The organism is Nocardia bovistercoris, from assembly GCF_015674855.1.
In the GTDB taxonomy this organism is placed as follows: Bacteria; Actinomycetota; Actinomycetes; order Mycobacteriales; family Mycobacteriaceae; genus Nocardia; species Nocardia bovistercoris.
Genome location: NZ_JADMLG010000004.1, coordinates 52,483 through 65,111 on the forward strand (window position 1 = coordinate 52,483; position 12,629 = coordinate 65,111).

Below are 12,629 nucleotides of genomic sequence, written 5' to 3' on the forward strand. Positions count from 1 at the left end.
CGTAGCTTCTGGTGCGCGGCGAAAGGTGGGGGTTCCGGTTCCCGCGGAGGGCGGCGGTTCGCGCTACGGAGCGGGCGGAGATTGCCGCGAACCCGGAATCGGCTGTGAAGATTCGGCCGCCTGTGATGGCTCGGCGGATTGGGCGGGCGCGGCTGACCGCGGGGCCTGTGATGGCGCGGTCGCGTCCGAGGAACCGGCTGCCTGCGGAACATCCGGAGACGGCTGCGAACCCGAAGTGACCTGTGCAGATTCGGCAGGCTCGGCGGTTTCGGTCGACTGTGACGCCGCCGATTCCGCGGCTCGGATGGCTTGCGCAGGCTCGGTCGCTTGCGGGGGTGCGCTCGCCTCCGAGGAGCCTGCTGCCTTCGGAGCTTCGTCTGTTCGCGTGGATTCGGATGGACCCGGCTGCGTGGGCGCGGTGGATGCGTTCTGCGGTACCGATTCTGCCGCACCGGCGTCCGGAGCCGGGGAGGGCGCATCCGTCGCGGTGTCGGAAACGCTTCCGGCGGGCGGCGCTTCGAACGGGATCGTATTGCCCGCCGCGTCCCTCGCGCCCGCCGCGGCCTCGACCGCGGCGACGAGTTCGGCGACCGCGCTCCAGGTGCGCGGGGGTTCGGCGTCGAAATTGCCGATGGTGTACCAGTCCTCGGTCTCGCGGTAGCGGACCATGCCCTTGCCGGAGTCGTCGAGGGTGACGTCGAGCTCACCCGACATCGTTCCTTCCTCTTCGGTAAGGATCGACGTCTTCACGGTGAGCTCGACGATGTCGTTTATCTGAATTCTCCTCGTCCTGCGCAGTCTTCGACCGCGGCGCGCAGAGCATTGCGCTCCGCGGGATCGACATTCAACGCGTACTTTACTTTGACTGTAACGTAGCGTTCGACATAGACACACCGGAACTTACCCGGCGGCAAATAGTTGGCGACGTCCTGGTCACCCTTCGAGCGGTTGGCCGACGGGTCCGAGGCCTCCAGGTTCAGCGAGTCGTTGGCGATGCGGCGTCGGGTGTCCTCATCGAGTTTGCTCGCCCCCGAACGCCACGCCTCGGCAAGCGCGACAATGTGTTCGGCGTCGACGCCCGCCGGGTCGGTGATGAACTTGTACGGCTTGAGCTGGCCGGTTTTCGAGTCGAGGAAACCGTACTGATCCTGCCAGCCGCCGCCGTTGCCGACCTTCAGATCGCAGGTCTTCGGGTCGAGGGTGACCGGTCCGGTGGCGTCGCGCAGCATCATCACCTCGCGGCTGGTGCACTTGCCGTACTGGGCGAACTCCGCGCCGAATCCGTGTTCGGGCTTGTTGGTGTCCCAGTGCGGGAACTTCTCCCTGCTGTACCCGGACATCGACGCCTCGGGCGCTTCGACCAGCTTCTCCACCTGCGCTCTGATATCCGCGGCCGACTGCGTCGTATTCGCCGACGCCGGACCTTTGCCGTTGACCGCCGCGCCGGGCTCATCGACCGAGGAACACGCCGCTGACACCGCCGCCGCCAGGCAGATCGGGGCCGTCACCGCGAAAACCCTACGGGCGGTGCGGGAGGTAAACCACTTCACTACGACACTCCATCGAACGGGACCGCAACCATGCCGCGCACGCCACGCTGCGTCGAAAAGAACTGCACTCGATCAAAACCGAATCGGGCGTCAAGCTACCTGGACGCGACCTTGTGGAAAGGTCGCACCGGGTATGAGATTCGGCACAATTGCGGCGACCACAATTGTGCGGCAAGGCGACTCGGACCGAAAGTCCTGGAAATTCCTGACCGCCCCCGAGTCGCCGTGCCGGCGCCGACTCGGGGGCGGTGGATCACGAACGAGACACGCCGTCGGACGCGAGCGTCGAGGCCGGTTGTCCAGGCCGAGCCGCGACGCGCGCCACCACGGGGCTGATGAGGGTACGTCCCGTGGTGACGCAGCGCGTCGGAGGGGTTCCCGCCCGTGAAGTTCTCGTTTGACTACGTAGTTAGATAGTAGATAAGTGACTCCGTGATGGCAACTAGATTACCCGCGCGCGACATTCATATTAAATTGGGCAGGATGTTTGAAGCCTTTACTAGTGCACTACGTAAATAGTGGTCACGCAGGGCTTTCGGTCGTGACGCTCGGCCGCCGAGGTCCCGATGACTGCACCGCGGGGTGGTGAGCATCACATCCGGTGGCTATCACGGCTTGGGGAGCACATCGTCGTGGCCGTCCTCGCCCGCCCACCACGCACCCAGTTCGCCGCCGTATCCGCAGAAATCCGGCGGCGGACGAATCCCGTCGTAGAGCTCGTAGGTCACCGCGCCGGTGTCGACCGCGATCTCCCGGACGGCCCGCACGGACCGGACCTTCGCGGAATCCTCGGTGGCGGCCTCCGCCAGCAGCGCGTCGGCGCCGCGCGCGTGCCACAGCGCGATCAGCTCGATATCGTCGTCCTCCCGCGCGCCGACCACCACGTCGTGCACGACCGCGGACAGCGCCACCGGCCGCAGCGGTTCGGCATCGGGCCCGGTGAGCGTTGGTCCTCCTCTCGCGCGTGAGGCTACCGTCGCCGCGCGCGGGTGTTCGGTCGGAGGGTGTCGAAAAGCGCTGGCGCGCAGCGGCTGTCGCCGGCATCAGCCGAGTCGGAATTCCAGCACCGGCGTGGTGAGATTCGCGCCGTTGAACTCGAGGAAGACCTGGCGTTCGGTGACCGAGAGCGTGGCCGTATTACGGCGGTCGATGGCGGCGGCCGCCGCGGCGACCATCTCGCGGTCGAACCCGAACAACGGGATGTCCTCGGCGCGATGGATCCGCTTGCCGGTCAGCTGCGCGAGCACCTTGGCCGGATCGCGATGGGTGTAGATGGCGGTGTACTCCGCGAGTTTGCTGCCGCGGTGCACCCGCTCGGCATCCGGCGCGCCCACCTCGATCCACCCGGTGATCCGACCGGTCGAATCCCGCACCAGCACCGCGGGCTCGTCGGTGGAGGAGACACCGCCGTCGCTGAACGCGATCCCGTCGCGGTATTCCAGGCAGTAGGCGAGCAGCCGGGTCACCATGAATTCGGCGGTCTCGGACGGGTGTCGCGCCAACCGCAGCGACAGATCCGCGTAGACGCCGCGATCCACGTCGGCGACCTGGACGGTGAATGTGTGCACTGTCGCGCTGAGAGCCATGACGCGCAGCCTAGATCGCCACGTCTAGCTCGCCCCGCCGTCCCCGAGCCAGCGTGCCGTTTCCGGCGCCGCCGCCAGCACCAGGGTGATCACCGGGAAGAGCAGAACCCACAGATCGGTCACCGGGACGGTGGGGCTGGTGATCGCGGGGACGGCCGCCGCGACGAACAGCGGCACGGTCAGTGCCGCGCCCGTCGTCACGAGCGCTCGCCCCGCGACGCGGCGGCGGAGCAGCAGGATGCCGCCGACCAGTAGCGCGCTGGTGACGGCGATATCGGTGCAGAACAGGACCGCCCCCACCGCTTCGTCGTGCGGGACCGTCGTCATGGCCGCGTATTCGGGGCTGTCCTCCGGAATCGACCACAGCAGCGCATACGAGTACAGATTGCCGAGCGCGCCGAGGATCGCGAGTATCCCCGCGCAGATCGCCGTGACCCCGCTCGACCGCTCGCCCGCGGTCGAACCACTGTTTCCCGGCACCGCCGACATCCGCGCCCCTCCCCGAATCCGTTGCGACAGACATGGTAGCCGCCGTGACCGGATGGACAGGACGGAGAAAGTGGGTTCGGCACGGGCGATGGGAGCCTGCCCCCGCGTCGCGGGCGGATCGCGGCGTGGCGTCGACGTGTTCGCCGGATCGGCTGTGAGACTCCTCTCAGCGCGTGGCTGAACCGGGGGCTCGTTCGGCTCGTGGATTGGGTGACAAGGTGCGGCACGGCGCCGCACCGATCCTCGGGAGGACGAAAAATGTTCACAAGCAAGCGATTTCGGCGCACCCTCGGTCCGGTCGTCGCGGCTGTCGCGTTGGTCGGCCTGGTCGGTGCGTGCGGCGCACAGGAGAACGGCGACGCCCGTCCCGCCGCGCAGGCCACGGCGAGCGCACCGGCGACGGCGGCGGCGAACGCTTCGGCGACGGCGGCCGCGAGCGCTTCGGCCGGGGCTCCGGTCGCGGGCCAGGCTCCCACCGTGGCGAAAACCCAGGGCTGGCTGAAGATCTACGCGGGCACCGCCCCCGCGGGCGTGAACGCCGTCCAGTTGACCGCCACCGACAGTCCCGCTGTCGGCCAGTACGTTTCGGACGGCGCGGGCCGCTCTCTCTACCGCTTCGACAAGGACACCGCCCAGCCCTCCGTCTCCAACTGCGCGGGCCAGTGCGCCGTCACCTGGCCCCCGCTCACCGTCAACCGCGACCAGGTCGTCTACGCCGCAGGCGTCGATCCCCAGTCCGTCGGCTTCATCGAACGCGCCGACGGCTCCTGCCAGATCACCATCGGCGGCTGGCCCGTCTACTACTTCTCCAAGGACCAGAAGCCCGGCGACCTCCTCGGCCAGGGCGTGGGCGGCACCTGGTTCGCCGTGGCCCCCAACGGCGCCAAAGCCCAGCCCAAGTGAAACCGACCCCTCTCTCCGAAACCGTTGCGGAAGAGGCAAATTACTTACTCTTAGCCCTTTATGTCCGGGTTGAGGGCTGGTATGTGGGGGTGCCGGTGGCGCACGCTCGATAGTGCACCTCGGGATGAGGGTCGGGCCGCTCGGGTCGGGGCTCGGATGCGTCGGTTCGGCGCGTTCGGGTCCGGGCGGCTCCGGCGCCGACGGTGCATCCGAATGAGGCAGGGGAGATCGATGTTGTCGTTGGACAGGGGTAGCGGACCCGCCCGGAGCCGAATTGGCCGGGAATTCGAGACGGTCGAACGCCGTGGCGCCGACGAGCGGGGGTGATGGCGATGGTTTTCGTGTGGATCGCGGCGGGGGCGGCGGCATTCGGGCTTCTGGTCGTCATCGCGTCGGCGGTGTGGCCCGCGCGGCGCAGCGGGCCGACCGTCCAGGAGATCGAACGTCGGGTGGCGCGCGAACGGGAGTCGTGATGGAACAGTGTGTTTCGCACTATCCGGCGACGCGCAGTGGCTCGCTGCCCGACTGCTACGCGGTGCTCGCCGCGTTCCGCGCGGACGATTCCGACCGGCAGGTCGTGCACTATGTGCTGCGCTGCGCGCGGGTGCTGGCGCGCCTGCATCGAATACGGTTGGTGCGCGCGGAATCCGATCGTGTCGACGAGCGTCGCACGGAACTCGTGGACGCCGTCGACCACTGGATCCGCACCCACGTGCCCGCGCCGCCGCGCGCCTGCGCACCCGACATCCGGCCCGGAGTCGCCGTCGACCAGTTGGCCGCGGCCTACGTACACGCCGAATCGGTCCTCAACGCCGAACACACCCGCGACGAACTGCACCACGCGTGGTCGCGGGTCGGTTACCTGGCCGCCCAGTGGTCCGATCTGGTCACGGCCGTGGTCCAGGGCCAACCCGCGCCGCCGCGCACGGTGTAGCAGGCCACGCGCCCGCCTGCCCCGCGCCACCGTGCGCGGGGCAGGCGCGCGCGGATGATTCCGCTCGAAACCGCGGCGCCGGATAGCACACTGGTGTGATGGGGACGGATACGGGAGAACTCCTCGTGGTGGACGCGGCGAATGTCGTCGGCTCGCGCCCGGACGGCTGGTGGCGCGACCGCGCGGGCGCGGCACGGCGACTGCTCGACGGCTTGCACCGCGCACACCTGCCCGCCGAGGTGATCGTCGTGCTCGAAGGCGCGGCCAATGCCGCGGCCGATGGCGCGCCGGATCGCGCGGGTCTGCGGGTGGTGACCGCACGCGGTTCCGGCGACGACGCCATCGTCGAGGTGGTCGATGCCGCGATGCGTCGTGGCGCGGCGCCGATTACGGTGGTGACCGCTGATCGTGAACTGCGGACGCGGGTCGAGGCGCTCGGCGCCGAGACGGTCGGCCCGCGTTGGCTGCTCGACCGCCTCGCGCCGGGCGACTCCAGCGCGTCGACCTGACCCGGACATGCGGCACGAGTCGGCTGCTGGAGCGCCGCTACCTACCGAGGCCACTCGCGTGTCTCGTTCCGGCTCGAGCCGTTGCCCGTGTTTCCGCCGGAGAACTCCGACTCGTCACGGTGGTTCGAGCGCTTCGCGCCTGTCCGCGTTACCGCCTCGAACGCCCCGGCCCGTTCGCCTTGTCGCTCGTGCGCGCCGCGGTGATCCGAACCTCGCTGCCCGCGAGGGTGATCAGTCCTCGCGCACGGGCTCCTCGCGTTCCTGCGCGGTCGGCGGCACTCCGGTGTCCAAGAAACGGATGAGCCGATCGATGTGGTCGGTGTGTTCGACGCAGCGTCGCAGGTGGTCGCCGAGCATCGCGAGATCGATCGCGGTGTCGGTGGAGTGGGCGGGGTCGGCGGCGGTGAGTTCGGCGCGTAACCGACGTTGTAGCGCCGCCATGGGTTTCGCGGCGGGTTCGAGGTCGACGATGTCGGATCCGGTGGCGACGGCACTGCCCGCGAGGGTGGTGCGGTGGGCCGCCAGCCTGCCCATCTCCGCGAGTACGTCCACGATGGGTTGCGGTCCGACGTGTCGGGGATGGTTGCGGTAGATCTGGTCGGCCACTCGGCTCGACAGTGTTCCGATGCGGGAGAGTTCGCTCGCGATCTGAATCGCGGTCACCACGTGACGAAGATCACGGGCGACCGGCGCCTGCAGGGCTAGCAGTACCACCCCGCGCGCCTCGCACGCGCCGAACATCTTCTGTAGTTGTTCATCGAGCGCGAATACCTCGTAGGTTGCCCTGAGATCGGCGTCGACGAGGGCATCGACCACGCGTTCTCCGGCGTCGTGGGCGATTCGGCACATCAGCGTCAGGTCGTTCGTCAACGCGATGAGCTCGTGAGTGAACTGGGTTCGCACCCGCAAATTCTCTCCTATGGAGTCTCGGACGAGAACAGTAATCTCGGCCCGACTGCGACGGCAGGACGGTTGGGCGGTATTCGGGCAGGATCTACGGTGTGAAGCGTGATGTCTCGGCTCACCTCGAGGTGGCGATCTCCGCACCGACCACCCTCGAGTTCCAGATAGCCGTCGCCCGGCGGCCCGGAATCGAGCTGGACGAGTCGCTGGTCTTCGAAGTGGACGGCCGGCGGATTCAGCCCTGGGAGATCGCCGGTCCGCACGGCACCAGAATCCATCGGTTCGACGTGAGCCCCGGCGCCCTTCGCGTCGATTACCGCGCGACGGTGTTCGGTGTCGCCGAGCCGGATATCGCCTCCGACTACGACCTCGCGCTGTATCGGCGCCCGAGCCGCTACGCCGAGTCGGACCGGTTCCACGCCTTCGCCGCCGCCGAATTCGGCGCCGCGATATCGGACGGCGAACGCGCGGCGCTGGTGTCGGCGTGGGTGGCGCGGCGGCTGCGCTATGCCGCGGGTGTCAGCGACCATACCGACGGAGCCGTGGACACCATGCTGACCGGTGCGGGCGTGTGCCGGGACTTCACCCACCTCACCGTCGCGATGCTGCGCGCGATGAAGGTGCCCGCGCGGGTGGTCGCTGTGTATGCGCCCGGCTGCTACCCGATGGACTTCCACGCCGTCGTCGAGGTCTGGGTGGACGGCGGCTGGCGGGTGTTCGACCCGACCGGCCTCGCACCGCGCTCGAGCCTGGTCCGCATCGCGACCGGTCGCGACGCCTCCGACACCGCCTTCCTCGACAACCACGGCGGCGAGATCTACGTGCACACCCTGTGGGTCAACGCCTTCGTCGACGGTCCGCTCCCGCTGGACGACGGATCGGCGTCGATCACCATGGGCTGAACGCTCATGATCGGCGTGCGCGCAACGGTGCCGAAGCGCGCACCCCGGTGTTACGGTCGGGCCGTGGCCTCCAAGAACGATGTCCAGCACCGTTTGATCACCGCGTTCCAACGTCGGATCGGCAATCCGCTGCTGCGCCGTCTGCCCGGTCAGCAGTTGCTGGAGACGATCGGGCGGGTGAGCGGACAGCCGCGCGTCACCCCGATCGGCGGGCGGCGCGACGGCCCGCACTTCTGGCTGGTCTCCGAATTCGGCGAGCGCTCACAGTACGTGCGAAACATCAAGGCGAATAATCGGGTTCGGTTGCGTCTACACGGCCACTGGCATACCGGCACCGCGCATCCGCTGCCCGACGACGACCCGAAGGCGCGACTGGCGACCCTGCCGAGAGGCAACAGTTCGGTGGTCGCGGCGGTCGGCACCGACCTGCTCACCATCCGAATAGATCTCGACGACTGACGGTTTCAGTTCCGCGGCTGCTTGTCGACCACGGTGAGCAGCTTCCACTTGACCGGCGCGGCGTCGGCGGGCGGATTCCGCACCGGAATCTGTTGCACCTTCAGGTGATAACGGTAGCCGGGCTGGAAGTCGAAGCCTTCGATGGTGTCGTAGAACAGTTCCCACGCGCCGTTGGGCGAACGACGGATCTGCAGACACTGTTTCGTGGCGACGCCGGTGCAGGTCATGGTGTCCGGCGCGACCTCGACGGGGAAGGTCATCGCCGCGTTCTCCGGTGCGGGCGCGACCGATGGCTCGCCGTCACCGCCGTCGCCGCATCCGGTGAGGGCGAGCAGGGCTGTCCCCGCGAGAACGGCCGAAGGGAGTCGCGGATGCACGCGCGCGATCATACCCAAGGCCGAGAATCGATCTTGATGTCCGATTTTTGCGGGACCATGGAGGCATGATCCGTGCGCTCCTGTCTCGCTGGACCGTCGCCCTGCCCCTACTCGCGGTCGTCGTACTCGCCTGCACCTGGGGTCGGACACTGCCGTGGCTCGGTGTGGTGATCGCGGCATCCGCGCTGGTCGGGGCGGTGCTCGCGGCCGTGCACCACGCGGAGGTGGTCGCGCACCGGGTGGGCGAGCCGTTCGGGTCGCTGGTGCTCGCGGTCGCGGTGACCGTGATCGAGGTCGCCCTGATCGTGACCTTGATGATCTCCGGCGGCGAGAAGAGCGCGACGCTGGCCCGCGACACCGTCTTCGCCGCGGTCATGATCACCTGCAACGGCATCTTCGGGCTTTCGCTGCTGGTCGGCGCGTTACGCAGGCGGATAGCGGTGTTCAACGCCGAAGGCACCGGCGCGGCGCTGGCGACGGTGGCGACGCTGGCCACCTTGAGCCTGGTGCTGCCGACCTTCACCTCGAGTAAGCCCGGCCCCGAATTCTCGCCCGCGCAACTGGCTTTCGCCGCGGTGGCGTCCCTGGCGCTGTACGGGCTGTTCGTGATGGTGCAGACCGTGCGCCACCGCGACGACTTCATGCCGGTGGAGGTCGTCAGGGTGGCCGAAGACGCGGCCGCGGCGAAGGAGCATGGCGGTGACCGGCCGACGCCGCGCGCGGCGCTGCTCGCGCTGGCGATGCTGTCGATCGCGCTGGTGTGTGTGGTCGGGCTGGCGAAGGTGGTCTCACCGGCCATCGAGTCGGGGGTGGCGTCGGCGGGACTGCCGCACGCGGCGGTCGGCGTGGTGATCGCCCTGCTCGTGCTCGCGCCCGAAACCCTCGCCGCGGTGCGGGCCGCGCGCCGCGATCAGGTCCAGATCAGCCTGAATCTGGCGCTGGGTTCGGCGATGGCGAGTATCGGTCTCACGATTCCGGCCATCGCGGTGGCCGGGATCTGGTTGGACGGTCCGCTGGTGCTCGGTCTCGGTGCGACGCAGATGGTGCTGCTGGCGATCACGGTCGTGGTCGGCGCGCTCACCGTCGTGCCGGGTCGCGCGACCCTGCTGCAAGGCGGGGTGCATCTGGCGCTGTTCTCGGCCTTCGTCTTCTTGGCCGCGAGTCCCTAGCCTCCGAGTCTCTAGCCTCCGAGTCCACAGCCTGCGGTCTCCGAACTCCTGGCCTTGGATCTGTCGAGATTCCATCCCTTGACCTGCTGGAATGCCGCACCGTCCGGTCGGGTCGCGGTACGGATCGTTGGCGAATGGTGACCTTGTGAGGTGTCCGATTCGGGTAGCCTCCGAAAAGATCGACTCTCGTGACAGCGTCCCTGCCGGCGTGAAGAAGGCGGTGTGCGATGGCGGATCCCAACGGCGAGCCGGACAACGGCGAATCGGCGAACGGCGAATCGGCGAACGGCGAATCGGACAACGGCACCCGGATTCTCGCCGTGGTGGCCGCGATCGCCGCGGTGGCGGCGTTCGCGGTCGCGATAGGTCTGGTGCTGAGCACCGACGACGACACCGCCGACGCACCCGCGCCGACGACGACGAACACCCCCGCACTCGCTCCGACGGTGACCGTGTCGCGAAACCCCGTGTTCTCGGCGCCCAACACCTCTCCGATGCCGACCCAACCGGCGCATCGGGTCGGTGACGGCTGCGATATCGGCAACGTGACCGGCCGATGGGATGTGGTGACGGGCCGCGGCTGGGTGTGCGTCCCGGTCGTCCCGAGCACCGCGCCTCCCCTGGGAGAACGCTGACTTCCGAAGGGCGCTGTTTCCGAAGGGAGGCGCCGACTTCCGAGAGTTCCTGACCGACCATCGAAGGCGGTGCCATGGAAACCGGTAGGACGACGATCGATGACGACAACGCGCTCGGCAGCCGAGTCCTTGCCGTCGCGATGGGCGCGTGCACGCTGCTCGGACTGGTGGTGGCGATCGGTTTGACGCTGCGCACGAATCTGGACGCACCACCCCCGCGCCCGGTGGCGGCGACCCCCAGCGCGGGCGCTCCCGCACCGATCTATCAGGTCGGCGGCGACTGTTCGGCGGGCGGCATCTCGGCCCAGTGGGATCTGCGCGACGGACAACTGAATTGCGTCGCCCGCGACCGCATCCCGACCGCGCACCGCGTCGGCGACGACTGCTCCCACGACGGCATCGCCGCGAACTGGCAGTTCCCCGAAGGCCGCTGGACCTGCATACCCGCCGCAACTGTGCAGGCGCCACCGCCCCCCGAGCCGGGTCCGCTACCCGAACCGGAACCCGCGCCACAGCCCGCACCCGCCCCGCAGCCCGAGCCCTCGTACGTGCCCCCGGTCCAGCAGGAAACGTGGGTGGCGCCGCCCGCCGAGGCATACGAGCCCACCTACGAGCCGCCTGCCCCAGCCCCGGCACCCGCCCCGGTCCCCGCACCCGCCCCGCCACCGGTGCCGTGGCTCCCGCAACTGCCGCCGCTGCCCTGGATGCCCCAACCCCCGCGGTGAGCCTGCCGTGCTGCGCCGCAGGTCGCGGATCGCCGAGTCGTGACGACGAGGCGCGGTGGACGAGCGTCTTCGTGCCGCGCGCCAGGCGGCGACGGCATCCGAGCCTGGAGTGCCGTGGTTGTTCTCGCCGCGTTCGTGAAAGGCGTCGATCCGTCCGCACGCTCCGGCATGACGCAGCCGATGTGCGAACGGTCGCCAACGCCGTGATCCAGCGGGGTTCGGGAAGGAGCACCGGAAAATCGGTGGACGCGGCTGCGATGCTCGAAAGGTGATCGATGTTCCGGAGTTCTTCGCCGAGCGGTTGGCACGCGGTGCGGGGGAGCAGGCGCGCGCGTGGGTCGCGGGCCTGCCCGACCCGGTCGCCGAGTACACGAGTCGCCTGCGACCGACTCGCACCATCCTGACCTCGTGGCGCCGGTCGGCGGCGCAGGTCGTCGCGCCGTGGGCGCCGAGCACAAGGGTGGTGGGCTGAGCGCGTGTGGTGGCGACGGCGGGATCGACACATCGCGCGACCGGCACATGTTCCGTGGCGGGATCGTCGCCGTTCGTGCACGACGGTGACCCGACCGCCCGGACGATCCAACGGCAAGCGCCCGTATCGCCGCCTCTCTTGAGCGAAATCGCCCTACGAATCAGTGTGGATAGCGGGCGGCGTAGCGGGCGCGTTCGTCGGCTCGACGTCGAGCTCGTGCTGGATTCTCCAGGTCGGCGGGCAGGCCGTGGGCGGTGAGACGGTGCGCGCGGTTCATGGGCAGGAACGCCGCGGTGTAGAACAGTGCGAGCAGTACGGCGAGCAGGATCATCGAGCCGCGTAGCCAGAGTTCGCCCGGGAACAGCAGGAACGCGGCGAACAGCGGGGTGAAGGGGACGAGGCCGCGCACGATGTGGCGGGCGGTGGCGTATCGGCCGGTGAGGTCTTCGCGGACCCAGTCGCGCAGGGAGTCGGGCAGGCGGCGGCCGAAGGCGTAGCCGATCCACTGCCACGGGGTGGGGCGTCGGCGTTTCATGCGGTGACTCCGGTTGTGTCGGAGGGGTTCTCGTTGAGCATTGCGTGCCGGGCCGCCTTGTTGACGTTGGTCAGCACGTCGCGCAGCTGTTCGAGATCGGCGAGGCGCACGCCGAGTCTTTCCACCACGGCGGGTGGGATCTTCTCCGCCTCGGCGCGCAGCGCGGCGCCCTCGGGGGTCAGGTTCACCACGAGGGTGCGTTCGTCGTCGGGATCGCGGTCACGAGTCAGCAGCCCGGCCGCCTCCAGGCGTTTCAGCAGCGGGGACAGGGTGGGGGAGTCGAGTTGGATCGCCTCGGCGATGGCCTTCACCGACATCGGCGCCTCGCCCCACAGCGCCAGCATGACCAGGTATTGCGGGTGGGTGAGCCCGAGCGGTTCCAGCAGCGGTCGGTAGACCGCGAGTACCGCCCGGTTGGCGACGGCGAGTGCGAAACACACCTGCCTGTCCAGGCGCAGCGGGTCGTCCTCGGTGTCCACAC

19 protein-coding genes are annotated in these 12,629 nt (G+C 69.0%); 10 read left to right on the forward strand and 9 right to left on the reverse strand.

Annotation, left to right across the window (positions count from 1 at the left end):
• Window positions 1-63: 63 nt before the first annotated feature.
• The 5 genes from IT779_RS37655 to IT779_RS11330 form a co-directional block, all read right to left on the reverse strand.
• A complete protein-coding gene (locus IT779_RS37655) occupies window positions 64-714 on the reverse strand; it encodes a hypothetical protein (protein ID WP_232541661.1) in 651 nt (216 codons plus the stop codon).
• Window positions 715-770: 56 nt separating this feature from the next.
• Window positions 771-1,508 (reverse strand): HNH endonuclease family protein, encoded by a 738-nt coding sequence (locus tag IT779_RS11315; RefSeq protein ID WP_332838754.1) that lies wholly within the window; start codon window positions 1,506-1,508, stop codon window positions 771-773.
• 650 nt (window positions 1,509-2,158) lie between these two features.
• Window positions 2,159-2,461, reverse strand: a complete 303-nt coding sequence (locus IT779_RS11320) for a hypothetical protein (RefSeq protein ID WP_196149227.1) — start codon at window positions 2,459-2,461, stop codon at window positions 2,159-2,161.
• A 132-nt stretch (window positions 2,462-2,593) separates the two neighbouring features.
• Entirely contained in the window at window positions 2,594-3,136 is a 543-nt protein-coding gene (locus IT779_RS11325; protein ID WP_196149228.1) for a YaeQ family protein, read from the reverse strand.
• A gap of 24 nt (window positions 3,137-3,160) precedes the next feature.
• Window positions 3,161-3,625: a hypothetical protein gene (locus IT779_RS11330; RefSeq protein WP_196149229.1), complete on the reverse strand. Its 465-nt coding sequence runs from the start codon at window positions 3,623-3,625 to the stop codon at window positions 3,161-3,163.
• A gap of 258 nt (window positions 3,626-3,883) precedes the next feature.
• Here IT779_RS11330 and IT779_RS11335 point away from each other — a divergent pair, with 258 nt between their 5' ends.
• The 4 genes from IT779_RS11335 to IT779_RS11350 all read left to right on the forward strand — a co-directional run bounded on the left by IT779_RS11335 (window position 3,884) and on the right by IT779_RS11350 (window position 5,971).
• On the forward strand, window positions 3,884-4,528 hold the full coding sequence (locus IT779_RS11335) for a hypothetical protein (protein WP_196149230.1): 645 nt from the start codon (window positions 3,884-3,886) through the stop codon (window positions 4,526-4,528).
• A gap of 332 nt (window positions 4,529-4,860) precedes the next feature.
• Window positions 4,861-5,001, forward strand: a complete 141-nt coding sequence (locus IT779_RS11340; RefSeq protein ID WP_196149231.1) for a hypothetical protein — start codon at window positions 4,861-4,863, stop codon at window positions 4,999-5,001.
• On the forward strand, window positions 5,001-5,462 hold the full coding sequence (locus IT779_RS11345) for a hypothetical protein (RefSeq protein ID WP_196149232.1): 462 nt from the start codon (window positions 5,001-5,003) through the stop codon (window positions 5,460-5,462). Before IT779_RS11340 ends, IT779_RS11345 begins: the two co-directional genes overlap by 1 nt.
• 98 nt (window positions 5,463-5,560) lie before the next feature.
• Window positions 5,561-5,971: a PIN domain-containing protein gene (locus IT779_RS11350; RefSeq protein ID WP_196149233.1), complete on the forward strand. Its 411-nt coding sequence runs from the start codon at window positions 5,561-5,563 to the stop codon at window positions 5,969-5,971.
• Window positions 5,972-6,202: 231 nt separating this feature from the next.
• On the opposite strand, the gene IT779_RS11355 is transcribed toward IT779_RS11350, so the two are convergent.
• Entirely contained in the window at window positions 6,203-6,874 is a 672-nt protein-coding gene (locus IT779_RS11355; protein WP_332838755.1) for a phosphate signaling complex PhoU family protein, read from the reverse strand.
• Between the two features lie 98 nt (window positions 6,875-6,972).
• On the opposite strand from IT779_RS11355, the gene IT779_RS11360 reads away from it, so the two are divergent.
• Window positions 6,973-7,776, forward strand: coding sequence for a transglutaminase-like domain-containing protein (locus IT779_RS11360; protein ID WP_196149234.1), 804 nt, complete (start codon window positions 6,973-6,975; stop codon window positions 7,774-7,776).
• A 63-nt stretch (window positions 7,777-7,839) separates the two neighbouring features.
• Window positions 7,840-8,235, forward strand: coding sequence for a nitroreductase/quinone reductase family protein (locus tag IT779_RS11365; RefSeq protein WP_196149235.1), 396 nt, complete (start codon window positions 7,840-7,842; stop codon window positions 8,233-8,235).
• Window positions 8,236-8,240: 5 nt separating this feature from the next.
• On the opposite strand, the gene IT779_RS37660 is transcribed toward IT779_RS11365, so the two are convergent.
• The gene (locus IT779_RS37660) at window positions 8,241-8,612 is read right to left on the reverse strand and encodes a DUF4377 domain-containing protein (protein WP_196149236.1); all 372 of its coding nucleotides are present in this window, start codon (window positions 8,610-8,612) and stop codon (window positions 8,241-8,243) included.
• A gap of 65 nt (window positions 8,613-8,677) precedes the next feature.
• Here IT779_RS37660 and IT779_RS11375 point away from each other — a divergent pair, with 65 nt between their 5' ends.
• The 4 genes from IT779_RS11375 to IT779_RS11390 all read left to right on the forward strand — a co-directional run bounded on the left by IT779_RS11375 (window position 8,678) and on the right by IT779_RS11390 (window position 11,613).
• Window positions 8,678-9,781 carry a calcium:proton antiporter gene (locus IT779_RS11375; protein WP_196149237.1) on the forward strand — a complete coding sequence of 368 codons (1,104 nt, stop codon included), beginning with the start codon at window positions 8,678-8,680 and terminating at the stop codon, window positions 9,779-9,781.
• Window positions 9,782-10,008: 227 nt separating this feature from the next.
• Window positions 10,009-10,416 (forward strand): hypothetical protein, encoded by a 408-nt coding sequence (locus tag IT779_RS11380; protein WP_196149238.1) that lies wholly within the window; start codon window positions 10,009-10,011, stop codon window positions 10,414-10,416.
• A 74-nt stretch (window positions 10,417-10,490) separates the two neighbouring features.
• On the forward strand, window positions 10,491-11,141 hold the full coding sequence (locus tag IT779_RS38480) for a hypothetical protein (RefSeq protein ID WP_196149239.1): 651 nt from the start codon (window positions 10,491-10,493) through the stop codon (window positions 11,139-11,141).
• Window positions 11,142-11,409: 268 nt separating this feature from the next.
• Entirely contained in the window at window positions 11,410-11,613 is a 204-nt protein-coding gene (locus IT779_RS11390; RefSeq protein WP_196149240.1) for a hypothetical protein, read from the forward strand.
• A 160-nt stretch (window positions 11,614-11,773) separates the two neighbouring features.
• Here the strand turns inward: IT779_RS11390 and IT779_RS11395 are convergent, their stop codons facing one another.
• Window positions 11,774-12,148 carry a DUF5313 family protein gene (locus IT779_RS11395; RefSeq protein WP_196149241.1) on the reverse strand — a complete coding sequence of 125 codons (375 nt, stop codon included), beginning with the start codon at window positions 12,146-12,148 and terminating at the stop codon, window positions 11,774-11,776.
• A complete protein-coding gene (locus tag IT779_RS11400; RefSeq protein ID WP_196149242.1) occupies window positions 12,145-12,627 on the reverse strand; it encodes a MarR family winged helix-turn-helix transcriptional regulator in 483 nt (160 codons plus the stop codon). Before IT779_RS11400 ends, IT779_RS11395 begins: the two co-directional genes overlap by 4 nt.
• Window positions 12,628-12,629 lie beyond the last annotated feature (2 nt).

Bases quoted from the DNA above. Each gene is read 5' to 3' on its own strand.
- IT779_RS37655 (WP_232541661.1), bottom strand. From the start codon at position 714: ATGTCGGGTGAGCTCGACGTCACCCTCGACGACTCCGGCAAGGGCATG.
- IT779_RS11325 (WP_196149228.1), bottom strand. From the start codon at position 3,136: ATGGCTCTCAGCGCGACAGTGCACACATTCACCGTCCAGGTCGCCGAC.
- IT779_RS11330 (WP_196149229.1), bottom strand. From the start codon at position 3,625: ATGTCGGCGGTGCCGGGAAACAGTGGTTCGACCGCGGGCGAGCGGTCG.
- IT779_RS11335 (WP_196149230.1), top strand. From the start codon at position 3,884: ATGTTCACAAGCAAGCGATTTCGGCGCACCCTCGGTCCGGTCGTCGCG.
- IT779_RS11340 (WP_196149231.1), top strand. From the start codon at position 4,861: ATGGTTTTCGTGTGGATCGCGGCGGGGGCGGCGGCATTCGGGCTTCTG.
- IT779_RS11345 (WP_196149232.1), top strand. From the start codon at position 5,001: ATGGAACAGTGTGTTTCGCACTATCCGGCGACGCGCAGTGGCTCGCTG.
- IT779_RS11350 (WP_196149233.1), top strand. From the start codon at position 5,561: ATGGGGACGGATACGGGAGAACTCCTCGTGGTGGACGCGGCGAATGTC.
- IT779_RS11375 (WP_196149237.1), top strand. From the start codon at position 8,678: ATGATCCGTGCGCTCCTGTCTCGCTGGACCGTCGCCCTGCCCCTACTC.
- IT779_RS11380 (WP_196149238.1), top strand. From the start codon at position 10,009: ATGGCGGATCCCAACGGCGAGCCGGACAACGGCGAATCGGCGAACGGC.
- IT779_RS38480 (WP_196149239.1), top strand. From the start codon at position 10,491: ATGGAAACCGGTAGGACGACGATCGATGACGACAACGCGCTCGGCAGC.
- IT779_RS11395 (WP_196149241.1), bottom strand. From the start codon at position 12,148: ATGAAACGCCGACGCCCCACCCCGTGGCAGTGGATCGGCTACGCCTTC.